Source organism: Sinorhizobium sp. NG07B, from assembly GCF_002532005.1.
Classification (GTDB): domain Bacteria; phylum Pseudomonadota; class Alphaproteobacteria; order Rhizobiales; family Rhizobiaceae; genus Sinorhizobium; species Sinorhizobium fredii_C.
In genome coordinates, this window is record NZ_NWTD01000005.1 from 14,356 (window position 1) to 37,349 (window position 22,994).

Below are 22,994 nucleotides of genomic sequence, written 5' to 3' on the forward strand. Positions count from 1 at the left end.
ACACTTGGCGAAGAGGCCTCGCTTTTGTATGGGTTTATGCCGAGTGGTCCCGTAGCTCAGCAGGATAGAGCACCAGATTCCTAATCTGGGGGTCGCGCGTTCGAATCGCGCCGGGATCACCATTCAAATTGAATCCTAATAATCACCTAAGCGCAGAACGTGTCTGATCGGGAGACTCCCGAAGGTCCTTTTGCGCCAGCGCTCTTGAGAACGCTTCGCCCTCCGGAAATCAAGCTTCTACGTTGTCGAAGCGGCTCTACGGCTCCAGTCTCTTTGGCCGCCCCCGGCCGAGTGCGCCGTCGGCGCGGGCCTGCAGATAGGCGTAAATGTCGTCGATATAAGGCGCGAAATTGGGGTCGTCGGCGAACCCTTTCATGAACGAGTTTTCGCTGCTGCTCTGGCCGTCGCGAACAACGCGCCTGAAGTTCTCGATATCGAGCGGCCGGTCGACAAGAGAGGACGCAATGGTCGAGCCCACTCCATCGGGGCCGTGGCAATGGTTGCACCCGCCATGATAACGTCGGTAACCATTGTAGGTCCGCGCATCGGCCATGCCATCGACAACTTTATAGAGCTTGTCGGCCGCGGCGTCCTGCGAAAATCCCCCGGAACCGAGCGCGAAGCCACAGGCGAGGGCGAATAGAACCAGGTGCTGCGGTTGCAATGGACGCATCTTCCACAGGAAGGCGTTTAGGAGGCGATCGGCCGCGTCTACGATGGTCGACGTCCCGAATTCGCATTCCTGCGGTGGTGAGGGGGCGGGCTGCTCGGCCGGCATCTCCTGAGTGAAGCGCGCACGAATCACCCGAGATATCTTTGACCCAAAAAGAGTCACTCCTTGAGTACGGCGCTGGTTGCGACGCTGTCGATCAGATTGCCGCTGGGCTCCTGCACGTGGAGAATTTCGCCCTCGCGTATGATCTCGAAGTCGGCAGACGGCTGGCCGATGGCTTGCGGCACAGAGATCATCAGCCGCTCCCCCGGTCCGAGTGTGGACACGAAGCGTATCGGCTGCGCTTCCGCTCCAGAGGCCAAAGTCGCAACCACCCGATAGCCGTCTTTCTCGACCGTGTAATACACCGCACCATCGAAGAGACCGAGATGAACGCTGTGGCCATTTCCCGGCGCCAGTTCTGACGCGCCGGCAACCCCTGTCATGGCGAGTAAGGCCATTGCGCATGCGGTAGAACATCTGGTCATCGTTTCTCCTCCTCCGCAATAGACTGTCTGGGCAGTCTTTTCCCATCATCGGAGCCTATGCGTGCAGCCGCCAAGTCACATCGGTACCGGCCCCCAATTTGCCGGGCGCCGGTTCCCTAAATTTCGCGAGCTTGCCTAGTTTTCGACAGTTTGCAGCGCGTCGGCGGTTGACAGGAGCCATGGCTCGCCGCGCAGGCGCAGGAGCACTTCCATCCGGTTGGCGGCGTTGAATTTGCCAAGCACGGCCGAGACCTGATGCTCGATCGTGCGCGGAGAGCGTGACAGACGCTGGGCGGCTTCCTTGTTGCTCATGCCCGCCGCGATCAAGGCGAGCACTTGTTGTTCGTGCCGCGTCAGCCCGAGCGGGTGACGGCGGGCGGTCCCGTATGGCCCCCTGCGGCCCTTCGGCAATTGGCCCGCAATACCTAAGCGCTGCGCCTGCTTCCGCGCCAGCGCCGCAGCGGGACGCGCCCCCAACGACTCGAACATCGTGACGGCGCGAGCCAGTGCCGGCCCAGTACCGCCTCCGCGAACCTGCATCAGGGCGAGCGCCGCTTCATAGGGAAGCCCGAGGCGATCCCATTCGGCTGCCGCCGCCAAGGGATCGCCGCGGAGTTCGGCAGAGCGCGGCAAGGGAATCTGTACCTTCGACTCCGGCAGCGGCGTGGCCATACCGCATCGCTGCCACCAGACCGCCAGTTCGCCGAAGTCCCAGCTACGGAAATTGTCGAGATCCATTGCCGCGACGGCAGTCAACTGCTCGTGACCAGCACTGTGATCTTCGGCAAGCCAGGCCGCTTCGGCCAGCGCCAGGCGAACTGGCACGATACGCTGGGGCTCTCCCGTCGCCAATCCCTCATGGAGGGCCTGCTGGAGAAGCGCCAAACCACCGGGCTCGCCCAGCCGCACACGCACAGTTCCGAGCACGGTAAGCGCCGGCAAGTGCATGACCATCGGCAGGCGTACCAGATTCATGACGCCCTGCGCAATGGTCTCAGCTTCGCGAAAACGGCCCTGCTCCATCCGAAGCTGCGCTTGTCGACCGAGCAGGTATTGCGCTGCCGAATCGAGATCGTGCCTGCTGGCGAATGCGATGCCTTCGGCCAACAGGCGTTCGGCCAGGACAAAGTCCTTGGACACGACCGCGCATTCCGCGAAGTTGGTGTAGGCTCGCGCCGCATGGTCGTGGAACTCGTGCTCGAGCGCCAGTGCCAGGCTTTCCTCAAGCCGCTCGCGGCCGCCCGGGCGGGCGGCGAAAAGGAGCGCGGTGCCGACATTGTTCAAAGCGTGAACGCGCGTTTCGATCTCACCCAATCGGTCGGCGAGTGCGATCGCCCGCAACCCCCAATCTATCGCTTCGTCGAAGCGATAGTGGAGCATATGAAGTTGAGAGCGTGTGCTATAGGCCATCGCCAGTTCCGAGCCGGGCGGCAGCTTTTCCATTTCGCGCACCGCCTGCTCTGCGTAGTCCTCTGCCGGCTGGCCTTCGCCGCGGCGCCAGTGCAGCCGCGATAGCCTGCACAGGTTGGGACCGATCCTGTCGATGCGTCCGAGTTCGCGCCAGATCGCGATGGCACGATGGTGCGCCTCGATCACCGGTTCGTAGACGAGGAGCGTCAGTCCGGCCTCGTAAGCCCAGTCCTCGTAAAGCCGTGCGGTCAGCTCCGGTGCCGCCCGCGCAACGTATCTGAGAGCCATCGCCAAATGCGAGGCCGCCTCTCGGTGGGCGCCCAGACGCGCCGCATGCGCTGCGGCTTGCGGCGCGAGTTCGAGAACGCGTGCCCCATCATCGGCTCCAGCCGCGTGGTGTACCCGGCGTGAAAGCAGGGTAGATGCTTGTGTCGTGAGGACTTGCGACAGCGCTGTCTCCACCTTTGCATGGAGTGACCTCTGAAGGGTCGGTGCCAGCCGGTCGAGCGTCGCCTGCCGGGCAAGCTCATGTCGAAACGTCACGTCCCCTTGGTTGTCTCGCCGCAACAGTCCGCGCGCCACGCACTGGTCAACCAGTGCCTCGGCCTCGACACCGAGCAGAGCCCGGGTAAGGGAAGGCTCCACGCTGCCTGGCACTATGCTGATCACTTCAAGTACTTCACGCTCACCCGCTGTCAGCCGCGACAGGCGCGCCCAGACCGCATCGCGTATCGAATCCGGTACGCGCCCAGGCTCGGTCGCGCCGCTTGCCAAAAGTTCGGTGACGAAAAAGGGATTGCCCTCCGTAATGCGATAGAGATCAGCGGCGCAGCGGCCCGCCTGCTCAGCCAGTATGGCCACTGCTGCGGGAGACAGCGGTTCAAGCACTATGCGCGTGACTGACGCGGACGGAAGATCGCCGAGCACGTGCGTCAGGGGATGATCGGCGCCGATTTCATCGCTGCGCAGACTGAGTACCAGCACGGTGGGGAGCAACGAGACGCGGCGACCAAGATATCTCACAAGGTCCAGCGTCGCGTTGTCGGCCCAGTGTACATCCTCGAAGATGAGTATGATCGCACTACTGGCGTGCTGGAGCACATTCAATAACGCCGGAAAGAGGCGCTCTGGCGGAGCCGCCTGATCGAGCAGTGCTGCCACGCGCGGGTCAAACGATTGCCCCATGTCCTGCAAAGGTCCGAGCGGACACGGCGTGAAAAGCGCCTCGCACCAGCCCCATAACACCCGGCAGTCTTTATCCACGTGCTCGGCGAACTCGCGCAGGAGAGAACTCTTGCCGATCCCGGCTTCGCCTTCCAGCAGCACTGTGCTGCCCCGACCGACCGCCGCACTCCGTATTGCGGCCAGCAAAGCCTCGAGTGGACCCTCTCGATCGAGCAGCATCGCGAATTCCCCTTCGGGAGTATAGCAAACAACGATGAGGTTTGTGCGCGTTGAAGGCCGCATTCCGACAAATAAATCGGTATGGCTTTTCGTATTGTCTTCCAAATGGCGAGTAATCCTCTTGTGGTTGCTCCAGCGCTACGTCGAAACCATGCCGCGAATGCAGTGGCCGAGCAGTTCTTCTACAAGGAAATCGGTCCCATAGCTCCGCGCGTCCTATCAGACGCGTAAGGGTCGCTGCAGCACTTTGGCCCGCTACCCTTCCTTTCCCGCGAGCATTTCAAGGGCCGCAAGGTCGCAGAGCAACAGCCTACGGCCGCGTCTCTCGATCAGTCCCCTTTTCGAGAGAGTGCTCATTTCCCGAGAAACCGCTTCCCTCTGCGTGCTGATGGAGGCGGCCAGTTCGAAATGAGTGGGCGCCGGGTTTATGACGGCCTGCCTGTCGTCTGCATGCGCTTCGTCAGCGCGGCGAAGCAATTCGAGGATGAGACGCCGACGCACGACCAGAGTACTGAACTCGTAAACCCGGTCGGTCATGTGCCTTATGCCCGCCGAGAGGTATTCGAGGAGAGCCCACGAAAACTCCGGGTGGTCCGCGATCAGGCTGCGGAAGTCCTTCGCCGGCAACCTTGCGGCACGCGTTGCGTCGATGGCCAGGACTGTCGCCGATCGCGCCTTGCCATCGATAGCGGCCAGTTCCCCGACGATATCACCGGGCCCGCGGTCACCGTAAAGGACCTCGCGACCGTTCGTCGAAAAGAGGGTCACGCGGGCGTGTCCCTCAAGTATGAAGAACACATCGCGCCCGCTTTCGCCATGGGCGATGATCAACTCCTGGGGGGCGTAACTACGAACGATCCAGCGCTCCGACAACGCAGCAACGGCCTTATTGTCCAGTCTCGAAAGGAAATCAGGCGAACGTGTCATGGCCAGTGCTTCCGTTCCGCCAAATCTACTTCCTTTGGCTTCGGCAGCAAATGGAAATAGGGCCCTGGCCGTCGGCGCACGGTCTCCGTTTGAGTTGGATTGTCAGCCCCTGTGCGAATAATCACAGACGAACCTATGCACGCCTAGTAACCTCATGCACTGGTCCTGTCCGGACCTTTTTCGGCTACCGCGCCGCACGTCTTACAAGACGCGCAAAGGTCGCTGTAGCACTTAGAATTGCTGCATGATCTCGTTCTTAAATCGATTTCCGGTCTAAGGAATCATGCAGCAGGGAGGCGACGATGTGCAGATACACGGTTCTCGCGGCTCTTTGCGTGACGGCAAGCAGCGCCTTCGCGGGTGAAATTGAGGCCCTGCAAGGCGAAAGCATCAATCTCGGCGCTTATCGTGGCGTCGTCTATTACACGGAAGCCGGTGACGGTTTCCGAGTGGTCACCACGATCGCGGAGGGAGAGGCGGGTTCTCCCGTGCGCTTCGAGGTGACACTGGACGAGGGCCGAGGCCTCACGATTTCGATTCCAGGCCGGTTGGACGAGCCCAGCCAAGCCGTCGAAATCTCCCGGACCGGCGGCAAACTCTTCGTGGAAGGCGCCGAGCACGCTCCCCAACTGGTACATGCCGGTAAATAGATTCGGTTTCGCCCCGCCCGAACGCGATGTTTTGCGGGAGACAAACTTCGCTCAAACGTCGTGATGGCGAGGTGCGCGGGCTAGATCTCGTCGGCGCTCCCGGAGACATGCAGCATTTCAAAGTGCGACAGCGACTTTGCGCGTCTGATAAAAACGCGCGGCGTTGTGGGACCGTGTCAACCGCGACGGCAGGCGGATTGCGGCCGGAATCCGAAAGTCGCGACGTCAAAGAACATGACGTCTCATAGCCAAACACCCCCTTTCGAATAGTCTTGCCACTGTAACAATCGGCGCCTACACTGCCTTTACTGTCCCTCTCGTCGCTGACCACGGATGTACTGGCAGCGGCGGGAGGTGGCGATGAGAGGTCGGGCTGAGCCCGGCCTTTTTGCTTAGGCCCTGCTAGCGTGCGGCGTCAGCCCTTGCCCCGCTGCGGGTCCTTGCCCGCCGCCTGGCTGCTCTTCTTCGTCTCGCCTTTCTGGTTGGCGTTCTTCTTAGCCTGGTCGCCTGCGCGATTTCCGCCATGCGTTCCGCTGGAGCCCTTCGGCGCCTTGCCGTCCTTCACATTTGTAGCCATTGCGCTCTCCTCAGAGATTTCGATTGACGGCAGCGCCAACCGTCGAAGCCCGGGAAAGTTCCGGGAGAACGCCTCTCCTTGGCGCCCGCTTACCCGGCGCACTCCTCCGCGGCGCGCAACTCGGAACCAAACCATGCCCGGCCAGTTTGGTTAACCGGGAAAAGAATCCCCGAGAGAGGAAAGGCTATGAAAAACACGATCTTTGGCGTTGCAGTGCTTTTGAGCGCTGCGGCAATGCCGGCCTTTGGGCAGTCGGCAACTTCCGGCGGAAGCACACCGGCGATCGCCACTCCCGGCGCTGAGAACCCCGAAGCCCCCGTCGCCGGCAAGAACAGTTTTACGGAAGACCAGGCGCGCGAGCGGATCGAGCAAGCCGGATATGCCGACGTCAAGGGGTTGAAGCTCGACGATCAGGGTATTTGGCGTGCAACCGCCATGAAGGACGGCAAGTCCGTCACCGTCGCTCTCGATTACCAGGGCAACATTACCGCACTCTAGCTGCGTGGTTGCTGCCGGGAACGAGGCGGTGATCCCCTTCAACGCTACAGAAAGGGAGAAGAAGATGAGAACTGTGGCAGGGCTTTTCGACGACTATCACGATGCCCGACAGGCGGTGAACGACCTAGAGGCGGCAGGCATTCCGTCGGAGGATATCAGCATCGTCGCAAACAATGTCGGCGATCGCTATTCGGGCGAGAGTTCAGGGGCGGCTGAAGGAGCCGGCGTCGGTGCTGGTCTCGGTGCAGCCGGCGGCGGCGCCGTCGGTCTCTTGACCGGGCTCGGGCTGATGGCCGTTCCGGGCGTCGGACCAGTCGTCGCCGCTGGTTGGCTCGCCTCGACGGCGGCCGGCGCGGTCGCCGGAGCCGTGGCGGGTGCCGCCACCGGCGGCATTGTCGGCTCGCTGACGGACTCCGGCGTTCCCGAAGAGGACGCCCATCTTTACGCCGAGGGCGTGCGGCGGGGCGGCACGCTGGTCGTGGCAAAGGTCGACGAGGCCCTCGTCCCGCAAGCCGATGCGATCTTAAGAAACCGCCATGCCGTCGACGCCTCGGTTCGCCGGCGCGCCTATGTCGAGGAAGGCTGGAGCACGTTCGACGCCGCGTCGGCGCCGATGAGCCTCGATGACGTTCAGCGCGAGCGCGAGCGCTACCGCCCACCGGCGCTGTAGCATTGGCCCCATGGGCGCAGCCGCACGCGGCCGCGCCCATGAATCCGACTTCGCCACGTGCTTCCGGCGGAGGTCTTTCTCCGGCTTCTACTCTGTGCCTGTCACAGGGATACAGCAGCGTCGCGTCCGCGGTGCGGAAGAGTCTCTCAGCCAAGGACTTGGCTGGCTGGATTTCTGTGACAAGCACAGAAATGATGGAGAGGAGCTGCCGCACAAACGACCCAGTCACTAGGCGCTGTCGATGCTGCGGAACCTAGCCGAGTTCTCGCGTGTTCTCGTAGGTGTTCCGTCGCAGGAGAGAAAGCATGCCATCGGCAACGCCACCCAAGTCGAAGTCGCCGCGAACGACCCGCAGGCCACTCGCGCTGCCGCAGCTTGTCGATGAGAAGGCCGAAGCCTTCGTCGCCACTGCGATTGCGGAACTGGTCAAATCCAAGATCCCGTTTCTGATCGCCGGCACCTTCGCCGTCAGCGCCTATACCGGCATCTCGAGGCCGACGAAGGATCTCGACGTCTTCTGCAAGGCCGGCGACTACACCCGCATCCTCAAGCATTTCAAATCGCGCGGCTACTCGGTCGAGATTGAGGACGACCGCTGGCTCGGCAAGGTCTACAAGGGCAAGTTCTTCTTCGACGTCATCTTCGCCTCGCCGAACGGAACCATGCTCGTCAACGATGCCTGGTTCGAACACGCTCTTCCGGTGGAACTCAGCGCCTCGCCGGTATCGATCGTCTCTCCGACCGAACTGGTCTGGTCGAAATCCTTCATCCAGCTTCGCGAGCGCTACGACGGCGCCGACGTCGCCCACACCATCCTCAAGACCCACGACCGCATCGATTGGCGCCGGCTGCTCGAATATATGGAAGCGCATTGGGAGGTGTTGCTGATCCACCTCCTCAATTTCCGGTGGATCTACCCTTCGGAGCGCGACAGGGTTCCATTGTGGCTGATGGACGAGCTTTTGAGCCGGCTGGCGGCGCAGCGGGATCTGCCGCTGCCGCAGACGAAAATCTGCCGCGGGCGGATGTATTCGCGCACCGACTACCAGATCGACGTGACCGAATGGGGGTTTGCCGATGTCGGCGGCGACCTCGAGATGCCGACAGGAAAATAGGGAGTTGTCACCATGGGCAAGGTGAAAGTCGCCGCGGTTGCGGACCTCCACATGAAAGAGGATGGTTCGGTCTCCTTTACGGACCTGTTTTCGGAGGTCTCCAAAGTCGCCGATGTGCTGGTGATCGCCGGCGACCTGACCGATCTCGGCAAGCCGGCCGAAGCGGAGCTGCTCGCCGCCGATCTGAAATATTGCACGGTTCCGGTGGTGGCGGTTCTCGGCAATCACGATCACCAATGTGACGCGGTCGAGGAGATCTCGTCGATCTTCATGAGGGCAGGTGTCCATCTCCTGGATGGCCAGGCGGTCGAGATCGCCGGTATCGGCTTTGCCGGCACGAAGGGTTTCGTCGGCGGTTTCGGACGGCATATGCTCGGTTCCTTCGGCGAAGCTGCACTGAAGACCATGGTATCGGCGACCGTCGATGAAGCGATGCGCCTCGAAAACGCGCTGCGCAAGACCAGCGCCGAGCATTCCGTGGTCGTGCTTCACTACGCGCCGATCGCCGAGACCGTCGCGGGAGAACCGGAAGAGATCTATCCCTTCCTCGGCTCCTCCCGGTTCGCGGAAACCATCGACCGGTTCCGCGTCAGCGCCGTCGTCCACGGCCACGCCCACAAGGGCACCTACAAAGGCACGACGCCGGGCGGCGCACCGGTCTTCAACGTCGCTGCTCACGTCGAGAAGCCGACAGGCCGGCCCTATGCGATCCTGGAGTTCTGAGGGAGCACCTCCCCTCAAGGCCTCAGGACGACCTTGACGCAGCCGTCTGCCCGCTTGTTGAAGGTCTGGTAAAGGTCCGGCCCCTCCTCCAGCGAGCCTCGATGGGTGATGACGAAGGAGGGATCGATCTCGCCCTTGCGGATGCGATCGAGCAGGATGGGCAAGTAGCGCTGAACGGGTGTCTGCGCCATGCGGAAGGTCAGCCCGCGATTGATCGCCGACCCGAAGGGTATCTTGTCGAGATATCCGCCATAGACGCCAACGATGGAGACCGTGCCAAAATTCCGGCAGCAATGAATTGCCTCGCGCAGCACATGCGGACGGTCGGTGCCGAGATAGGCGGCAACCTTGACGCGGTCGACGAGCGAATCGAGGCTCGCCCGGCTGTCGGCCTCCGTCCCCACCGCATCGATGCAGGCATCCGCGCCGCGCCCATGGGTCATCTCCATGATGCGCTCGTAAATATCCTCCTTCATGTAGTCGAGCGTCGCCGCGCCCGCCGATTCGGCAAGCCGCAGCCGCTCGGGAACGGTATCGACGGCGATCACCCGTTCCGCCCCGAGTAGAAGGGCCGAACGGATGGCCATCTGGCCGACAGGCCCGCAGCCCCAGACGGCGATCGTGTCGCCGGGTTCGATGTCGCAGAATTCGGCCGCCATGTACCCGGTTGGGAAGATATCCGAGAGGAACAGGACCTGCTCGTCTGTGAGCTCCTCCGGTATCTTGACCGGCCCGACATCCGCATGCGGCACGCGCAGATACTCTGCCTGGCCGCCGCTATAGCCGCCGAGGAGATGCGAATAGCCGAACAGGCCGGCGGGCGAATTGCCCCACATCTTCACCGCCTTCTCCCGGTCTGGATTGGTTCGCTCGCAGGCGGAGTGAAAGCCCCGCTGGCAGAAGAAGCACTCGCCGCAGGCGATGGTGAAGGGCACCACGACACGGTCGCCGACCTTCAGCTTCGTCGCCGCCTTGCCGAGCGCAACCACCTCCCCCATGGTCTCGTGGCCGATGACGTCGCCGTGCTCCATCGCCGGGATGAGGCCGTTGTAGATATGCAGGTCGGAGCCGCAGATCGCGCAGGCGGTGACCTTGATGATGGCGTCGCCCTCGTCCTCGATCGCCGGATCGGGAACGCTCTCGCATCGGATGTCGCCTTTGCCGTGCCAGGTCAAAGCCTTCATTGCAGGATTCCTCCACTGTCGTCAAAACGGGGCCACGCGCCGAGGAGAGTCCTAGCGCCGCCGGTATGAGGTTCGTGGTACGATCACCGCCGCAAGAGCCAGGCCGACGAGCGCCGCGGCTGCAACGGCGGCGATCGGGACCCTGCGCTCGGAACGCCATCCGCCTTCGATACCGCCGGGATTTGGCGGGGCCCGGAACAGGTTGCCATTGCTTCTTTCGGCGCGCGGCGCTCGCCGGAGATAGGACGAGGTCAGGCGGGCGAGGACGCGGGAGGTCGTGTTGGGGGCAAGAAAATGGGCAAGCCGCGCCAAGTCGGCAACGGCCCCGACGGTGACGGAGCTGCGCGGCCGTTCAGCCAGACGAACAATGGCGCGGGCGGCCCGCCGCGCATCGTAGACGGGAGGCGGAACGCTCAGCCTGCGGCCGGTGTAATTCGCGCCATGGGCAACTCCCGGCGTGTCGAGGAAGGTCGGATAGACGTCGCAGATGTGAATGTCGGGTTCTTCGGCGAGTTCGGCGCGCAGCGCTTCGGAAAAGCCGCGAAGGCCGAACTTGCTGGCGCTGTAGGCCGCCGCAAAGGGCGTCGAGGCAAAGCCGCCGAGCGATATCATGTTGATGAACGTGCCGTGGCCCTGCTTCAGGAACACCGGGATGGCTGCATGCGCATCGTTGACGTGGCCGATCAGGTTCGTGCGGATGACCTGCTCATGCGCCTCGATCGGCGTTTCCTGGAAACGGCCGACCGCGCCGACGCCGACATTGCTGAACCAGACGTCGATCCTGCCGAAGGACAGGGCCTTGGCCGCCAGCTCCTTGACCGCATCCGCTTCGGTCACATCGGTCGGCACGACGAGCACGGCCGCCCCGAGATCCCGGCAGGTTCGCGCTACCCGTTGCAGCGCCACCGCGTCGCGCGCGGCGAGCACGAGCTTCGATCCCCGCCGGGCAAACTCCTCCGCCGCCGCCTGTCCCACTCCGGACGAGGCTCCGGTGATCACCACCACTGCATCTCTGAGTGCTTTCCGCATGGCGCGTCTCCCGCTCGAGCAAGTGCCGATGGAACCGCCTGCGATCGATTATGTTCCGCTGGCCGTGCCGGCTTCGGCGCCCCTAAATCGGTCCGGCGGCGCATCCGGCATGGAACCGGACCCGCATGGCGGCGCGTTAGTTCTCGATCGAAAGTTCACCTGCCACACCTGCCAAAGGAAGGGCCGCTCAATGCCGCTGCAAGTCATTTCCAATCCGACCCGCCAGGCCGCGGCCATGCGGCGCGGCGGGCGCAGCCGCAACAGCGGCGGTCCGGCCCCAGGCGAGGCCCGGCCGAAGGAAAGCGGGCTCGTCTATGTCAGCGATTCGGAGCCGGGCATCAGACGCCAACGCGCCGGCAAGGGCTTCGTCTATCGGCTGCCGGACGGCTCCGTCCTGACCGATCCTGCCGTGAAGGCCCGTATCGCCTCGCTCGGCCTGCCACCCGCCTACGAGAAGGTGTGGATCTGCCTGGATGAGAACGGCCACCTGCAGGCGACCGGCTACGACGTACGCGGTCGGAAGCAATACCGCTACCACACGCAATGGCAGGCGCTGCGAAGCGGCGACAAATTTGCCCAGCTCCTTCTGTTCGGGAAGGCGCTGCCGAGGATCCGGCGCACGGTCCGCCGGCACATGGAAGGCGGAACCGGCGACGCACGAACGGTCCTCGCCGCGCTTGTCGCGCTCCTCGACGAAGTGCATCTCCGGACGGGAAGTCCCGCCTATGTCCAGGCGAATTCGACCTATGGCGCGACGACGCTTTTGAAACGCCATTTACGGCTCCTCGACGGCAGCATCGAACTGCGCTTTACCGCCAAGGGCGGCAAGCGCGTGCAGAGGCGGCTGCGGCGCCCGAAGCTGCAACGCCTGCTCGAGGACATCGCCGACCTGCCGGGACGGCAGCTCTTCGTGTGGAGGGACGACAACGACATATTGCGCCCCGTCGACTCGGGTCGTCTCAACCGCTATCTGGCGGAGGTGGCGGGTTTTCCGGTTTCGGCCAAGACATTCCGAACCTGGGCGGGCAGCGTTGCCGCCTTCACGGCCGCCCGCGAGGCGATGGATAAAGGTAAGCGCCCAACGGTCAGAGAAATGTGCGAGGCGGCCGCCGAGACCCTCTGCAACACGCCGGCAATCTGCCGCAAAAGCTACATCCATCCGGACATCATTGCGCTCGCCGGCGCTGCCAGTGCAGCCTCCGCCAGCAAGCTCAGCCGCCGCGGGCGGGCTAACCCGGAACTCCGGGTCGAGGAAGCGCGCATGCTCAATTTCCTTGTGCGCGCCGCACGCGCGGAGCGGCAGGCCAACGCCTCGATGAACGGAGTGGCGGCGGGCCTAACAGCGCCGAGCGTCTAATTAGACGCGTCGCGGCAGCACTTCGAATGGCCGCATCATCATTCCCTTGACTCGATTCCGATTTAAGGAATCGTGCAGTGAGCCCCGCCGCCGGCTGATTAGAGGTTCCGGTTGGTTTCGCCGGTATTCCAGCCGGAGGTCCCACCCGAGGTTCCGCCAGCGCCTCTCACACGGATATTGTTCTGGACATGGCCGACGCCGGAGACGTTTTCCGCCAGGTCTTCGGCGCGGCGTTTAGCCCACTTGGACTCGACGAAGCCGCTGAGCTGAACCTCGCCGCCCGTGACCGAAACCTCGATCTCGGAAGCGTCGAGCGCTCCGTCATCGCTCAGCCGATCGCTGACATCCTCCTGGATGCGGCTGTCGGAACGGGTATAGCCCTTCGGCCCCTTACCGCGATGTTGGTCCATCTGCCGCCGGCGCTCAGCATCTTCGTCGCCGAACCAGGAGGCCACCTCGTCGCCGGCCCGCTCGAAGAAGCCCCTCTCCTCGTCCCAGTCCCGGCCGGAGCGCGAATGGGAGGACCGGCTGCGGTCGCCGTAGTCGGAACCATAATCGCCATATCCACGATCCCGGTTCCAACGGCCGTAATCCTCGCCCATCCGGCGATAGGGTCCGGCGGTGGACTCGGCATCCGGAAAATACTCGGAGTTCTCGTAATCGGCGCCGCGAGGTTCGACTGTCTGCGCGAAGTGCCGCCGGCTGCGTCTTTCCTCACCGTACCAATCCCTGCCGGCTTCGCGCGAACGCCAATCGGGATCGTCCCGCTTCCACTCTTTTCTCCTGGCCATCGGTAGCTCCTTTCCCTTTCGGTTCCTTTCATGATGTTCACTCTTCCAAACCAGCAAAAAGCGCCTCGGTTCCGCTGCGCGCAATGCACAACGGAACCGAGGCGCCATCGCGGGCCGGGTCAGTCGTCCTTTGTCTTAAGGGCGTGCGAGACCTTGCCTCGGTGCGGATCCTTCAGGTTTTCGTCGGCCGCATCCCGGTCATGCTCCGGGTCGTCCTTCGCCGGCAAATAGCCTCTTGGCCGCGTCTCCTTCGGCCCTTCCCACCGCGGCGATTGCTCCGTGGTGCCGGGCGCTCCGTCCTTCGGGGTCTTCATCGTCTTTCTCCTGTTGAGCCGCCTTCATTCCTGGTCTTTCTCAGTCCTGATCCTTCATCGTCGGCAACGGGAACCGCTGGTCTTCGTCCTCGAGGTCGGATTCGACGACATAGCCATCCCTCTTGCTGTGCATCGCCTCGCGGGCGGCGCTCTTCCTGACGAGTTCGTCCGGCTCGAGCGGCTGGTCGCCGGCCTCCGGATGAAGATCGCTGTCGGTTTTCACGGGCTGGGCGCTGTCCGACGTGACGTCCGGCACGCCCTTTGATCTGTTCTCGTCTTTTGCCATTTCTCGCCCTCCTCGGGTTGTCGCTTGGTCAACGCCAGCCCTAAGGCGAAGTTCCATCACCCCGGCTCTCCGATCGGAACAAAGCCCGGCAAGCCCGAGTTTGGGGGCTGCCGCCGTCTCCGATGGCGGACCGAAATCAATCGCATCGAATTACCAAGGAGGCCTGGACCATGGAGAATTTTCCGCGCCCGCCGTTCGAGCGTCAAAGCCAACCCATGCCCGGTACCACGGACCGCATGAATCCTCTGCCGGACCACGGGGAGAAAACCTACAAGGGATCGGGCCGGCTGCAGGGCAAGAAAGCCATCATCACCGGCGGAGACAGCGGCATCGGCCGCGCGGTCGCGATCGCCTATGCGCGGGAGGGCGCCGATGTCCTGATCTCCTATCTGAATGAGCACGAGGATGCGAAATCGACCAAGGCGCTCGTCGAAGAGGCCGGACGCAAGGGCGTGCTCGTCGCCGGAGACATCCAGACCTCGGAACACTGCAAGCGCATCGTCGAGAGGGCGATGAACGAACTCGGCGGCATCGACATTCTCGTCAACAACGCGGCCCACCAGGCCTCGTTCCCGGATATCGCCGACATCACCGACGAAGAATGGGAGCTGACCTTCCGCGTGAACATCCATGCGATGTTCTTCCTCACCCGCGCAGCGGTGCCGCATATGAAGCCGGGCTCTTCGATCATCAACACCGCCTCGATCAATGCGGATGCCCCGAACCCGATCCTGCTCGCCTATGCGACCACCAAGGGCGCCATCCAGAACTTTACCGCCGGCCTGGCGCAAATGCTTGCAGACAAGGGTATCCGCGCCAACGCTGTGGCGCCGGGTCCGATCTGGACGCCGCTCATCCCCTCGACCCTTCCCGAGGATACGGTGATGAATTTCGGCAAGCAGGTGCCGATGAAAAGGCCCGGGCAACCGGTGGAACTCGCCTCGGCCTACGTCATGCTGGCGGATCCGCTGTCCAGCTACGTCTCCGGCGCGACGATCGCCGTGACCGGTGGCAAGCCGATACTGTAGCGGCATCCCGCTCGCCGCCAGCGGCTGCGCCACGCCTCGCGGGCATGGGACATCGGTGCGTTTCGCGGCTGTCGGACTGAGCGGCGTCGGTGCCGGCGGTTACATCGCTGCAAGGAGGGTCCGTCATGATCGATTTCTCCCATGCTCGCGAGAGAATGATCCTGTCCCACCTCTCGCGCCGCGGCATCCGGGATCCCGACGTTCTTGAAGCGATGCGGATCGTCCCGCGCTAGGCCTTCGTCGACCCCGGCTTCGAGGAATTCGCCTATGAGGATTCGGCGCTGTCGATCGGCCATGGCCAGACCATTTCGCAGCCCTTCATCGTCGCGCTAATGACGGAAAAGGCGGAGCTGCAGCCGGGCGATACCGTTCTGGAGATCGGCACGGGATCGGGCTATGCGGCGGCGATCTTGAGCCGCATTGCTGTGCACGTCTACACGGTAGAGCGCCATGCCGGCTTGGCCGAGGCCGCCGAAAGGCGCTTCACCAAGCTGGGCTTCGACAATATCTCCGTGCGGGTCGGCGATGGAACGACGGGCTGGCCGGAAGCCGGGCCGTTCGATGCCATCCTCGTGGCAGCGGGCGGTCCGGACGTGCCGCAGGCCCTCAAGGAGCAGTTGGATCTCGGAGGCCATTTGGTAATCCCGATCGGCCCGCGTGACGCGCAGCGCCTTATGAGGATCACCCGCGTCAATGCCACTACGTTCGAGGAACAGGATCTCGGCGGCGTTAGGTTCGTGCCGCTCATCGGTGAGCAGGGCTGGCAGGAAGAGAGGAACCAACTGCATGCGAAACCCGGCCGCTCGCGCAGCCTGCCCGAGTTGATCGCCGACGCGGCCGAACCGCTCCCCGATTTCGACGACCCCGCCTTCGGGCGCCTCTTCGACCGCTTCGCCGAACGCCGGTTGGTGTTGCTCGGCGAGGCAAGCCACGGCACGTCGGAATTCTATCGCGCGCGCGCCGCCATAACGCGGCGGCTTATCGAGGCGCATGGCTTCACCATCGTCGCCGTCGAGGCGGACTGGCCGGATGCCGCGGCGGTCGATCGCTACGTCCGCCACCGGCCGCCGAGCGCCCGACCGCAGGTTCCCTTCCAGCGCTTCCCCACCTGGATGTGGCGAAACCGCGAGGTAATGGACTTCGTCGAATGGCTGCGCAGTCACAACGAGGAAAAGGATGAAGCGCCGAGAGCGGGATTCTATGGCCTTGACATCTACAATATGAGCGGCTCGATTGCCGCAGTCCTCGCATATCTCGACAAGGTCGATCCGCAGGCGGGAGCGATTGCACGCCAGCGCTATGGATGCCTGACGCCTTGGCAGAACGAACCGTCCACCTATGGCCGGGCGGCCTTGAGCAAGAGCTTCCGGGAATGCGAGGAGGCGGTCGTCCGGCAGTGCCGCGACTTGTTGGAAAGACAACTTGAGGCCGGCCGGGAGAGCGGCGACGACCTGCTGGATGCTGCGCAGAATGCGCGGCTCGTCGCCTCGGCGGAAAAATACTACCGCGTCATGTACTACGCCGGTGCGGAGTCTTGGAACATGCGCGACACCCATATGTTCGAGACGCTGCGGCATGTTCTCAATGCGCGCGGATCCGGCGCCAAAGCCGTCGTCTGGGCCCATAATTCTCATATCGGCGACGCCCGCCACACGGACATGGGAACGGCACGCGACGAGCTCAATATCGGTCAGCTCTGCCGCGAGCATTTCCCCGATGAGACGGCGCTGATCGGCTTCGGCACCCATGACGGGCAGGTCGCCGCGGCAAGCGACTGGGGAAGCGAGATGGAGGTGAAGGCGATACGGCCGTCGCTCGAGGGCAGTTACGAGCGGCATTTCCATGATTCACGGGTCGGCCGCTTTCTCCTGGACCTCTCCCAAGACCGGGAACTTCGCGACCGTCTGCTCGAACCGAAGATCGAGCGATTCATCGGCGTGATCTACCGGCCGGATACCGAGCGGCTGAGCCACTATGCCCATGCCTCGCTGCCGCGGCAGTTCGACGCCTTTGTCTGGTTCGACAAAACGTCGCCGGTTATACCGCTGGCGCGCGAACATGTCGGACCGGGCCTCCCCGAGACCTTCCCCTTCGGACTATGAACGGAGTGCGCGCCTGCCGTTGCGGGCGATCTTCAAAGCTGGGTGGAAATGATGTTGTCGACCGTGACGTGGCCGGCGATCAGTCCGCGTTCCCAGCCCCGAGGCGCCGGTCCCTCTTCGATCACTGTATAGAGCTTTTCATTGCGAAAGGCGCTCGCCATGTCGGTAGTCACGCCTTCCGCCGGCTTTGCGTCGATCTCACGGAAATCGAGCTCGGCTTCCGAGGCGACGATCCGGGCGTCACCGGCCGAGCGTGCTGCGACGACCACTTCACCCTGGTACCTGGCATTCTGCCAGTTCGGGTCCCCAGGATCAGCGAGCGGCGTTAGCCGGTAAATCTTCAGTTCTTCCTGCATGAGCTTCCTCGAGGTGGTCATTCCGACTGGTCGATCGCATGGGGCGCCGGCTGCCCCTCTTCGGCCGGTCCGTCGAACGGAAAGATCGTCCAAAGCACGGCAACCAATATCAGGGCGACGATCACTGCTGCGGCCACGGTCTTCGACATCGTACCTTCCGGCGATTGCTGTGATTGAATCAGAAAAACCTGCGGTTTTGCTGCTTCCTATCAATCGCCAGGGATTGGAATTGTTCCGCGGCGGTCTTCGCACTCCACCCTTCCCCACGGAACCTTTCGCAGCAAGGCCGGTTGGATCAGGTCCAATCAGGAGGAACGAGCGATGCACAAGGCGAGCGAACACTTACAGGCTTGGCTCCGGGATGCGCATGCCATGGAGGAGCAGGCGATCACGATGCTCGCCAGTCAATCCCGGCGGCTGGAAAACTATCCTGAGCTCAAAGCCCGGATCGATCGCCACCTGCAGGAGACCCGCGACCAGGCCGCGATGCTCAAGCGGTGCCTGGAGCGACTGCATGGCGGGACCTCCGCAGTCAAGGATATCAGCGGCAAGATCGTAGCCATCGGGCAGGGTTTGAGCGGGCTCTTCGTCAGCGACGAAGTCGTCAAGGGTTCGCTTGCCAGCTACACGTTCGAACATATGGAAATCGCCAGCTACAAGATCCTGATCGCTGCCGCAGACTATGCGGGCGACGAGGAGACGAAGCGGGTCTGCGAAACCATCCTACAGCAGGAAGTCGAGATGGCCGAGTGGCTCGACCAGCATGCGGCGGAAATCACTCGCACCTTCCTGGAGCGGGATCAGCGCGGCGTGACTGCCAAGCATTGATAGGTGACGCCAACCCTGTGGCACGCCCCAACCAGGGGAACAAACTCTTTAACTCCGCTTTCCTCTCTCAGAAGAAGGAAGGACACGATGGTACGCAACAGCGCAAACGACCCTCGCAGGAACCCCGCTCCGCCCGCCGATGAAGAGGTGCCGGGCACGCCGGAAAGCATGAAAGTCCGACCGGTCGTCCAAGGCCGTGTACGCCCGGTGCGCAGCAGAGACGAGCAGAACGTCGATCCGGACGAGACCCTTCCAAGTGACGAAGAGGAGCAGTCGATCGCCGACAATCCCTCGCGCGAAGAGGTGCGCTTCGGCGATGTGAAGGCGCCGAAGCCTGACTGACCCGCGGCCGGGGCTCTATCGCAAGGAGGCACCGAACATGTTGATGGACTATTTCTGGCTATTGGTGACCGGTGGCGGTGCCTTCCTCCTCGGCGCGGCCATCGCCTATGCGATCATGCGGCAGAAAGCGCTCCCGCCCGTGACGAAGGAAGCCCAGAAGCGCGAGATCGATAGGCTCTACGAGCGTCCTCCGGAAAACAACGCTCGCTAAGTCGCCTCAGGACCCGCTTGCCTCGCCGTGCGTTCCAATGCCGCGAGCGCCTCCCCTTCCGAGTGGCACAACAGATTGAGCTCGACCGGCTGCCGCAAAGCGATCTGGATATGATGCGGTCCGGACGCTCGGATCAGACCGTAGCCAGGAAACCGTCCATTGCCGGGGCGCCGATTGTTCCAGCGATTGACCTCGCGGTAGCGCGGCGCCTCATAAGCGTGGGAGGCGCCGAGGATACGCGAACACTCTTCGTAGAACGCTTTTCTGTCCATAGCTCGAGGCTCGGTCAATCCCACCGGTGCTTCCCGCTGCACCCAACGCTCGGGCACTCCTGGAGGTTCCGGAGCGAATCGGTGGCGGGCCCGAACGGGAACAAACGCTGCAAAAGCCAGTTGTTCTGGCGGCAGAAGGGAGAAAAGCATGTCCAAGCTGCCCAAGACGGCAAACAACCCGGCACAGTTGCGCGGAGACATCCAGCACGGCAGGACCGGCGACAAGAGGCCGGGGTTCGATCCGGCCGCGGCACCGCTCGAGACCGACGGCGAGGCGGCGGGTACTCCGCTCAATGCGCAGATGACGCAAGAAGCGAGAGCAGCGCAGCATCACGGCGAACCGGCTGTCTCCACGGAGTTCGGCGATGCCATGCGCCCCTTTGCCACCGAACATGACCGCCCCTCGAGGCCGCGGCTGGGACTGTCGCTGCTGATCTTCGGCGTTGTGCTTGCCGCAACCATTCTGATCTACGCCGTCGCCGCCGACTGGCTGTGATGGGGCACGCCGTCTCGCAACGTGGCGAACCGAAGGAGTTTCGAATGCCCGATCCTCGCCCCGACAAAAGAAACCCCCTTCCGGAATTGTCCGCCCGGGAAGAGGCGCTCTACCTGCGCCGGTCGTCGACGCGTTTTCTCGAATGCGCCATTCACCTCTGTGCCACGCACATGTCGCTGGACGAAGTGGCCGAACTACTCGAGAAGGAAGCGGAGCAGTTGAGGCGCTTTGGCTGATTTTTGCACGCGCAAACGCCCTGGGTACCGGTGTCCGAGAGCGAATGTTCCTCCTCGAAGGTGCAGAGCTCTTCAGTCGAAGATCGCCCCTTTTGCGCCCTCATATTCGCGCGCCAGGGTCTCGATGGCGGAAGACGCTTCCTTGTAGCTCCAGCCTGCCGCTTCGGCCTGGTGAGCCAGAGCGGCCAGGTCGTCGGTCATTTCCCCGCCGATGGCTGCCACGATACTGTCCTGGGATTTTGCAGCGAGGTCCGCCACCGCCGGTCTCAGAGCCGCGACGCAGTCTGCCTGCCGGCCCGGATAGTCTGCTTCCCGCTGCGGACGGGAAATCGCATGTGAGTCCGCCATGTCTGTCTCCTTCGCTCGATCCGGATCTTCTTGCAACGGAGGGAGTAATGGTGGATTTGGCCGATTGTTCCTGCGGCCGTCGATTGCGACCATTGGCCGACGTTCCGGAGCAACGGCACCACCGGCCGCGGAGCAGCTTACGCGGGGTAGTCGGCTTCGCTTTCCGCGCTCTGGAACAATTTTCCGCGTCGCGAATTAATTGGGCATCGCTCCAGAGATGGTAGCGACAATCAAGTCCCCCACCTTCGCTGTAGGCAGTGTCCGCATCTGCGGGCACTGCCGGGGCGTGTCTACCGTCCCTTAGCGCTCGCGAGGATCCGTCATGAGACGCCGTCATGTTCTCTGTCTGGCCGCCGCCGGCGCCTTGCCTATCTGGCCGCCCTTGGAAAGCGCTGTCGCCCAAGAGATGGCGGCTGATGATGCCGAGCGGAAACACGCCCGATCGGCAATGCGGGTCGGCGCCCTCTCCTTGGCCGCCAGCCGTACGGCCGAAAACACGACGAGCGACGCCCTCCTGAAGCAATTTGCCAAATGGGAAATCGCCGAGCAGGAGGCGGCCTCCAACGTCCTTCGATCGATGGAACCCTATGGCGGGACAAGCGACGGTTCCGGCCCGCCCGCCGACGCTCAATTGGAAACGATGTTGGACGCGGAAGGCCGCACCGCGCTTGAAAAGCTCAGAAGCTTGCAGGGGCCCGCCTTCGACAAGGCCTATGTGTTGCTGCAGTCTGACGGGCACAAGAAACTTCTGGCGATCCACGAGGAATATGTGAGATCGGGCCGGGACCGCGAGCGACGGAACGTCGCAAGGCTTACCCGCCTGCTGATCGAAGAACACCTCGAACATCTGGAGATGCTGCGGATAAGACTTGGCTAGCCCTTGACACTCACAAGACGCATGACCGACGCGCCGTCCGGTCCTGCCAGAGCAAGCATCGCGCCATTCACCTTCCAGGCGAGTGCGGCTTTCAGCATGTCGAGAAGCCTCTGCTCCTGCTCCATGACGGCGGGGGAACAGGTGGTATGCGTCACCTCGGTCGGGCCGAAGGTGATCGTTCCTTCCGAGAGGCTGAAGGCGCCGGTGAAGAAATTGCAGCCGCCCGTGCCGCCATAGGTACCGTCCTCGCGGATTTCGAGAACCGCCTCGGGATCGTCGACCGCTTCGCCGGAGTTGATGGTCTCGGCGCGCCAGGAACCGATCAATTCCGGCGGCACGTTTTCGGCGCCGACCGATCGCAGCGAGGCAAGCTCGATCAGCACGCAGGCGCAGGATGCGGCTGTCAGGACGTTGAGCATCGGAACTCCTCATGCGATCGCTGCGGCATTGCCGCCGCATCGATTCCTACTCCAGGAGCGCCGGATAAAGAAGAGCGGCCGCTTCTACGCTTGTTGCCGGCGGGTTTCGGCTGTAGAGCCTATCCAAAACGTTTCAACAAGAAGAAAACGGGATCTGGCAATGGCATCCGGCGAGGAAGGCAAGCGCCGCCTGACGGTACTGGGCTCGACCGGCTCGATCGGCACCAACACGCTCGACGTCGTCGAGCGGCTCGGCGGGCGGGACCGCTTCGAGATCGCGGCCCTGACCGGCAACGGCAACATACCCCTTCTCGCCGAGCAGGCGCGGCGCATGGGGGCAGAGCTGGCGGTAACCGCGGACGAACACCGCTACAACGAACTCAAGGATGCCCTTGCAGGCAGCGGCATCGAAGTGGCCGCCGGGCGGAGCGGCCTGGTCGAGGCGGCCGAACGCGATTCCGGCTGGCTGATGGCGGCAATCGTCGGCAATGCGGGTCTTGCGCCGACGCTTGCTGCGGCGCGGCGCGGTGCCGACATCGCGCTTGCCAACAAGGAATGCCTCGTCTCCGCTGGCAGCCTGTTCATCGAGGCGGTCAGCAAGGGCGGAGGCCGGCTGCTGCCCGTCGACAGCGAGCACAATGCGATCTTCCAGGTGCTGGAGAACGACCAGCGCCATGCCGTCGAACGGGTCGTACTGACGGCCTCGGGCGGTCCGTTCCGCACGAAGACGCTCGAAGAGATGCGGCATGTGACCGCCGACATCGCCCGCGCCCACCCGAACTGGTCGATGGGGCTGAAGATCTCGATCGACAGCGCCTCGATGTTCAACAAGGCGCTCGAAATGATCGAGGCGCGCCATCTTTTCCGCCTGCGCCCAGACCAGATAGAGGTGATCGTCCATCCACAGTCGATCGTCCATTCGATGGTCGGCTACAGCGACGGATCGGTGCTCGCCCAGCTCGGCTGCCCCGACATGCGTACGGCGATCGGCTATGCGCTTTCCTATCCGAAACGCTGCGACCTGCCGATCGAGCGGCTCGACTTCGCCAAGCTCGCGCGGCTCGATTTCGAGGCGCCGGACGAGGCGCGCTTCCCGGCACTCCGCTTGGCGCGACGCGCCATGGAGGCCGGCGGGATTCAGGGTGCGGTGCTGAACGGCGCCAAGGAAACTGCCCTCGAAGCCTTCATCAAGGGCCGCATCGGCTTTCTCGCCATGGCGGAAATCGTCGAAAAAGTGATGGATCGGCTCTCAGACCTGCCGGCCGCGATGACCATGGACGACGTCTTCGCGGCGGATGAAAAAGCCCGGCATGCGGCGGCCGGGCTGATCTGATCCAGGTTCGC

Annotated in this window: 29 protein-coding genes, 1 tRNA gene and 1 pseudogene; 16 read left to right on the forward strand and 15 right to left on the reverse strand. The window is 63.3% G+C overall.

Annotated features, from left to right (window positions below; genetic code table 11):
- Window positions 1–45: 45 nt before the first annotated feature.
- Window positions 46–122, forward strand: a tRNA-Arg gene (locus tag CO664_RS17880).
- 134 nt (window positions 123–256) lie between these two features.
- Here the strand turns inward: CO664_RS17880 and CO664_RS17885 are convergent.
- The 4 genes from CO664_RS17885 to CO664_RS17900 all read right to left on the reverse strand — a co-directional run bounded on the left by CO664_RS17885 (window position 257) and on the right by CO664_RS17900 (window position 4,941).
- Window positions 257–805 carry a c-type cytochrome gene (locus tag CO664_RS17885; RefSeq protein WP_234820278.1) on the reverse strand — a complete coding sequence of 183 codons (549 nt, stop codon included), beginning with the start codon at window positions 803–805 and terminating at the stop codon, window positions 257–259.
- A gap of 26 nt (window positions 806–831) precedes the next feature.
- Complete coding sequence (locus tag CO664_RS17890) at window positions 832–1,200, reverse strand: hypothetical protein (protein WP_037389639.1); 369 nt, start codon at window positions 1,198–1,200, stop codon at window positions 832–834.
- A gap of 135 nt (window positions 1,201–1,335) precedes the next feature.
- Entirely contained in the window at window positions 1,336–4,119 is a 2,784-nt protein-coding gene (locus CO664_RS17895) for a LuxR family transcriptional regulator (protein WP_234820279.1), read from the reverse strand.
- A gap of 150 nt (window positions 4,120–4,269) precedes the next feature.
- A complete protein-coding gene (locus CO664_RS17900) occupies window positions 4,270–4,941 on the reverse strand; it encodes a Crp/Fnr family transcriptional regulator (protein ID WP_037389636.1) in 672 nt (223 codons plus the stop codon).
- A gap of 302 nt (window positions 4,942–5,243) precedes the next feature.
- Between CO664_RS17900 and CO664_RS17905 the strand changes: the two genes are divergently transcribed.
- Window positions 5,244–5,591, forward strand: a complete 348-nt coding sequence (locus tag CO664_RS17905; RefSeq protein ID WP_097539509.1) for a hypothetical protein — start codon at window positions 5,244–5,246, stop codon at window positions 5,589–5,591.
- 415 nt (window positions 5,592–6,006) lie between these two features.
- Here the strand turns inward: CO664_RS17905 and CO664_RS17910 are convergent, their stop codons facing one another.
- Entirely contained in the window at window positions 6,007–6,168 is a 162-nt protein-coding gene (locus CO664_RS17910; RefSeq protein WP_097539510.1) for a hypothetical protein, read from the reverse strand.
- Window positions 6,169–6,354: 186 nt separating this feature from the next.
- On the opposite strand from CO664_RS17910, the gene CO664_RS17915 reads away from it, so the two are divergent.
- The 4 genes from CO664_RS17915 (at window position 6,355) to CO664_RS17935 (ending at window position 9,174) form a co-directional block, all read left to right on the forward strand.
- Window positions 6,355–6,666, forward strand: a complete 312-nt coding sequence (locus CO664_RS17915; RefSeq protein WP_037417535.1) for a PepSY domain-containing protein — start codon at window positions 6,355–6,357, stop codon at window positions 6,664–6,666.
- Window positions 6,667–6,730: 64 nt separating this feature from the next.
- Window positions 6,731–7,336, forward strand: coding sequence for a general stress protein (locus CO664_RS17920; protein WP_097539512.1), 606 nt, complete (start codon window positions 6,731–6,733; stop codon window positions 7,334–7,336).
- Between the two features lie 305 nt (window positions 7,337–7,641).
- Window positions 7,642–8,451, forward strand: coding sequence for a hypothetical protein (locus CO664_RS17930; RefSeq protein WP_037417541.1), 810 nt, complete (start codon window positions 7,642–7,644; stop codon window positions 8,449–8,451).
- Between the two features lie 12 nt (window positions 8,452–8,463).
- Window positions 8,464–9,174, forward strand: a complete 711-nt coding sequence (locus CO664_RS17935; RefSeq protein WP_037417544.1) for a metallophosphoesterase — start codon at window positions 8,464–8,466, stop codon at window positions 9,172–9,174.
- Between the two features lie 14 nt (window positions 9,175–9,188).
- Here the strand turns inward: CO664_RS17935 and CO664_RS17940 are convergent, their stop codons facing one another.
- Window positions 9,189–10,358 (reverse strand): zinc-dependent alcohol dehydrogenase, encoded by a 1,170-nt coding sequence (locus tag CO664_RS17940; protein ID WP_037417546.1) that lies wholly within the window; start codon window positions 10,356–10,358, stop codon window positions 9,189–9,191.
- Between the two features lie 51 nt (window positions 10,359–10,409).
- Window positions 10,410–11,387: an SDR family oxidoreductase gene (locus CO664_RS17945; protein ID WP_037417549.1), complete on the reverse strand. Its 978-nt coding sequence runs from the start codon at window positions 11,385–11,387 to the stop codon at window positions 10,410–10,412.
- A 235-nt stretch (window positions 11,388–11,622) separates the two neighbouring features.
- Here CO664_RS17945 and CO664_RS17950 point away from each other — a divergent pair, with 235 nt between their 5' ends.
- A complete protein-coding gene (locus tag CO664_RS17950; RefSeq protein WP_234820283.1) occupies window positions 11,623–12,744 on the forward strand; it encodes a DNA topoisomerase IB in 1,122 nt (373 codons plus the stop codon).
- A 98-nt stretch (window positions 12,745–12,842) separates the two neighbouring features.
- On the opposite strand, the gene CO664_RS17955 is transcribed toward CO664_RS17950, so the two are convergent.
- The 3 genes from CO664_RS17955 to CO664_RS17965 form a co-directional block, all read right to left on the reverse strand.
- The gene (locus tag CO664_RS17955) at window positions 12,843–13,535 is read right to left on the reverse strand and encodes a BON domain-containing protein (protein WP_037417552.1); all 693 of its coding nucleotides are present in this window, start codon (window positions 13,533–13,535) and stop codon (window positions 12,843–12,845) included.
- Between the two features lie 119 nt (window positions 13,536–13,654).
- The gene (locus CO664_RS17960) at window positions 13,655–13,849 is read right to left on the reverse strand and encodes a hypothetical protein (protein WP_037417555.1); all 195 of its coding nucleotides are present in this window, start codon (window positions 13,847–13,849) and stop codon (window positions 13,655–13,657) included.
- Window positions 13,850–13,889: 40 nt separating this feature from the next.
- On the reverse strand, window positions 13,890–14,135 hold the full coding sequence (locus CO664_RS17965; RefSeq protein WP_037417559.1) for a hypothetical protein: 246 nt from the start codon (window positions 14,133–14,135) through the stop codon (window positions 13,890–13,892).
- 170 nt (window positions 14,136–14,305) lie between these two features.
- Here CO664_RS17965 and CO664_RS17970 point away from each other — a divergent pair, with 170 nt between their 5' ends.
- Together CO664_RS17970 and CO664_RS17975 are read left to right on the forward strand one after the other, a co-directional pair.
- Window positions 14,306–15,163 (forward strand): SDR family oxidoreductase, encoded by an 858-nt coding sequence (locus CO664_RS17970; protein WP_097539514.1) that lies wholly within the window; start codon window positions 14,306–14,308, stop codon window positions 15,161–15,163.
- 125 nt (window positions 15,164–15,288) lie between these two features.
- Window positions 15,289–17,265 (forward strand): annotated as a pseudogene (locus CO664_RS17975) (protein-L-isoaspartate(D-aspartate) O-methyltransferase).
- Between the two features lie 32 nt (window positions 17,266–17,297).
- On the opposite strand, the gene CO664_RS17980 reads toward CO664_RS17975, so the two are convergent.
- Both CO664_RS17980 and CO664_RS31590 read right to left on the reverse strand, forming a co-directional pair.
- Window positions 17,298–17,621, reverse strand: a complete 324-nt coding sequence (locus CO664_RS17980; RefSeq protein ID WP_097539515.1) for a hypothetical protein — start codon at window positions 17,619–17,621, stop codon at window positions 17,298–17,300.
- Window positions 17,622–17,638: 17 nt separating this feature from the next.
- A complete protein-coding gene (locus CO664_RS31590) occupies window positions 17,639–17,770 on the reverse strand; it encodes a hypothetical protein (protein ID WP_083853972.1) in 132 nt (43 codons plus the stop codon).
- Between the two features lie 172 nt (window positions 17,771–17,942).
- Between CO664_RS31590 and CO664_RS17990 the strand changes: the two genes are divergently transcribed.
- The 3 genes from CO664_RS17990 (at window position 17,943) to CO664_RS30740 (ending at window position 19,002) form a co-directional block, all read left to right on the forward strand.
- Window positions 17,943–18,449 (forward strand): DUF892 family protein, encoded by a 507-nt coding sequence (locus CO664_RS17990; RefSeq protein WP_097539516.1) that lies wholly within the window; start codon window positions 17,943–17,945, stop codon window positions 18,447–18,449.
- An 87-nt stretch (window positions 18,450–18,536) separates the two neighbouring features.
- Entirely contained in the window at window positions 18,537–18,791 is a 255-nt protein-coding gene (locus CO664_RS17995) for a hypothetical protein (protein WP_097526194.1), read from the forward strand.
- A 37-nt stretch (window positions 18,792–18,828) separates the two neighbouring features.
- Window positions 18,829–19,002: a hypothetical protein gene (locus tag CO664_RS30740; RefSeq protein WP_086022744.1), complete on the forward strand. Its 174-nt coding sequence runs from the start codon at window positions 18,829–18,831 to the stop codon at window positions 19,000–19,002.
- On the opposite strand, the gene CO664_RS18005 is transcribed toward CO664_RS30740, so the two are convergent.
- Window positions 18,999–19,274, reverse strand: a complete 276-nt coding sequence (locus CO664_RS18005; RefSeq protein WP_097526193.1) for a hypothetical protein — start codon at window positions 19,272–19,274, stop codon at window positions 18,999–19,001. The genes CO664_RS30740 and CO664_RS18005 overlap by 4 nt on opposite strands.
- 148 nt (window positions 19,275–19,422) lie before the next feature.
- Here CO664_RS18005 and CO664_RS18010 point away from each other — a divergent pair, with 148 nt between their 5' ends.
- The gene (locus CO664_RS18010) at window positions 19,423–19,770 is read left to right on the forward strand and encodes a hypothetical protein (RefSeq protein ID WP_097539517.1); all 348 of its coding nucleotides are present in this window, start codon (window positions 19,423–19,425) and stop codon (window positions 19,768–19,770) included.
- Window positions 19,771–19,814: 44 nt separating this feature from the next.
- Entirely contained in the window at window positions 19,815–20,006 is a 192-nt protein-coding gene (locus CO664_RS18015) for a hypothetical protein (RefSeq protein ID WP_037417580.1), read from the forward strand.
- Between the two features lie 72 nt (window positions 20,007–20,078).
- Here CO664_RS18015 and CO664_RS18020 read toward each other — a convergent pair whose 3' ends face one another.
- Window positions 20,079–20,354, reverse strand: a complete 276-nt coding sequence (locus CO664_RS18020; protein WP_097539521.1) for a hypothetical protein — start codon at window positions 20,352–20,354, stop codon at window positions 20,079–20,081.
- Between the two features lie 322 nt (window positions 20,355–20,676).
- Here CO664_RS18020 and CO664_RS18025 point away from each other — a divergent pair, with 322 nt between their 5' ends.
- A complete protein-coding gene (locus tag CO664_RS18025) occupies window positions 20,677–21,231 on the forward strand; it encodes a DUF4142 domain-containing protein (protein WP_097526190.1) in 555 nt (184 codons plus the stop codon).
- On the opposite strand, the gene CO664_RS18030 is transcribed toward CO664_RS18025, so the two are convergent.
- Window positions 21,228–21,650 carry an META domain-containing protein gene (locus CO664_RS18030; RefSeq protein WP_097539522.1) on the reverse strand — a complete coding sequence of 141 codons (423 nt, stop codon included), beginning with the start codon at window positions 21,648–21,650 and terminating at the stop codon, window positions 21,228–21,230. The two genes, CO664_RS18025 and CO664_RS18030, sit on opposite strands and share 4 nt — an antisense overlap.
- Before the next feature lie 160 nt (window positions 21,651–21,810).
- On the opposite strand from CO664_RS18030, the gene dxr reads away from it, so the two are divergent.
- Window positions 21,811–22,983, forward strand: coding sequence for a 1-deoxy-D-xylulose-5-phosphate reductoisomerase (gene dxr / locus CO664_RS18035; RefSeq protein ID WP_037417589.1), 1,173 nt, complete (start codon window positions 21,811–21,813; stop codon window positions 22,981–22,983).
- The last annotated feature ends 11 nt before the right edge of the window (window positions 22,984–22,994 follow it).

What these genes read in the sequence shown, in the direction of transcription:
- CO664_RS17890 (WP_037389639.1), bottom strand. Translation starts at nt 1,200, where the DNA reads ATGACCAGATGTTCTACCGCATGCGCAATGGCCTTACTCGCCATGACA.
- CO664_RS17900 (WP_037389636.1), bottom strand. Translation starts at nt 4,941, where the DNA reads ATGACACGTTCGCCTGATTTCCTTTCGAGACTGGACAATAAGGCCGTT.
- CO664_RS17905 (WP_097539509.1), top strand. Translation starts at nt 5,244, where the DNA reads ATGTGCAGATACACGGTTCTCGCGGCTCTTTGCGTGACGGCAAGCAGC.
- CO664_RS17910 (WP_097539510.1), bottom strand. Translation starts at nt 6,168, where the DNA reads ATGGCTACAAATGTGAAGGACGGCAAGGCGCCGAAGGGCTCCAGCGGA.
- CO664_RS17915 (WP_037417535.1), top strand. Translation starts at nt 6,355, where the DNA reads ATGAAAAACACGATCTTTGGCGTTGCAGTGCTTTTGAGCGCTGCGGCA.
- CO664_RS17920 (WP_097539512.1), top strand. Translation starts at nt 6,731, where the DNA reads ATGAGAACTGTGGCAGGGCTTTTCGACGACTATCACGATGCCCGACAG.
- CO664_RS17930 (WP_037417541.1), top strand. Translation starts at nt 7,642, where the DNA reads ATGCCATCGGCAACGCCACCCAAGTCGAAGTCGCCGCGAACGACCCGC.
- CO664_RS17935 (WP_037417544.1), top strand. Translation starts at nt 8,464, where the DNA reads ATGGGCAAGGTGAAAGTCGCCGCGGTTGCGGACCTCCACATGAAAGAG.
- CO664_RS17940 (WP_037417546.1), bottom strand. Translation starts at nt 10,358, where the DNA reads ATGAAGGCTTTGACCTGGCACGGCAAAGGCGACATCCGATGCGAGAGC.
- CO664_RS17945 (WP_037417549.1), bottom strand. Translation starts at nt 11,387, where the DNA reads ATGCGGAAAGCACTCAGAGATGCAGTGGTGGTGATCACCGGAGCCTCG.
- CO664_RS17950 (WP_234820283.1), top strand. Translation starts at nt 11,623, where the DNA reads ATGCGGCGCGGCGGGCGCAGCCGCAACAGCGGCGGTCCGGCCCCAGGC.
- CO664_RS17955 (WP_037417552.1), bottom strand. Translation starts at nt 13,535, where the DNA reads ATGGCCAGGAGAAAAGAGTGGAAGCGGGACGATCCCGATTGGCGTTCG.
- CO664_RS17960 (WP_037417555.1), bottom strand. Translation starts at nt 13,849, where the DNA reads ATGAAGACCCCGAAGGACGGAGCGCCCGGCACCACGGAGCAATCGCCG.
- CO664_RS17965 (WP_037417559.1), bottom strand. Translation starts at nt 14,135, where the DNA reads ATGGCAAAAGACGAGAACAGATCAAAGGGCGTGCCGGACGTCACGTCG.
- CO664_RS17970 (WP_097539514.1), top strand. Translation starts at nt 14,306, where the DNA reads ATGGAGAATTTTCCGCGCCCGCCGTTCGAGCGTCAAAGCCAACCCATG.
- CO664_RS17980 (WP_097539515.1), bottom strand. Translation starts at nt 17,621, where the DNA reads ATGCAGGAAGAACTGAAGATTTACCGGCTAACGCCGCTCGCTGATCCT.
- CO664_RS31590 (WP_083853972.1), bottom strand. Translation starts at nt 17,770, where the DNA reads ATGTCGAAGACCGTGGCCGCAGCAGTGATCGTCGCCCTGATATTGGTT.
- CO664_RS17990 (WP_097539516.1), top strand. Translation starts at nt 17,943, where the DNA reads ATGCACAAGGCGAGCGAACACTTACAGGCTTGGCTCCGGGATGCGCAT.
- CO664_RS17995 (WP_097526194.1), top strand. Translation starts at nt 18,537, where the DNA reads ATGGTACGCAACAGCGCAAACGACCCTCGCAGGAACCCCGCTCCGCCC.
- CO664_RS30740 (WP_086022744.1), top strand. Translation starts at nt 18,829, where the DNA reads ATGTTGATGGACTATTTCTGGCTATTGGTGACCGGTGGCGGTGCCTTC.
- CO664_RS18005 (WP_097526193.1), bottom strand. Translation starts at nt 19,274, where the DNA reads ATGGACAGAAAAGCGTTCTACGAAGAGTGTTCGCGTATCCTCGGCGCC.
- CO664_RS18010 (WP_097539517.1), top strand. Translation starts at nt 19,423, where the DNA reads ATGTCCAAGCTGCCCAAGACGGCAAACAACCCGGCACAGTTGCGCGGA.
- CO664_RS18015 (WP_037417580.1), top strand. Translation starts at nt 19,815, where the DNA reads ATGCCCGATCCTCGCCCCGACAAAAGAAACCCCCTTCCGGAATTGTCC.
- CO664_RS18020 (WP_097539521.1), bottom strand. Translation starts at nt 20,354, where the DNA reads ATGGCGGACTCACATGCGATTTCCCGTCCGCAGCGGGAAGCAGACTAT.
- CO664_RS18025 (WP_097526190.1), top strand. Translation starts at nt 20,677, where the DNA reads ATGAGACGCCGTCATGTTCTCTGTCTGGCCGCCGCCGGCGCCTTGCCT.
- CO664_RS18030 (WP_097539522.1), bottom strand. Translation starts at nt 21,650, where the DNA reads ATGCTCAACGTCCTGACAGCCGCATCCTGCGCCTGCGTGCTGATCGAG.
- dxr (WP_037417589.1), top strand. Translation starts at nt 21,811, where the DNA reads ATGGCATCCGGCGAGGAAGGCAAGCGCCGCCTGACGGTACTGGGCTCG.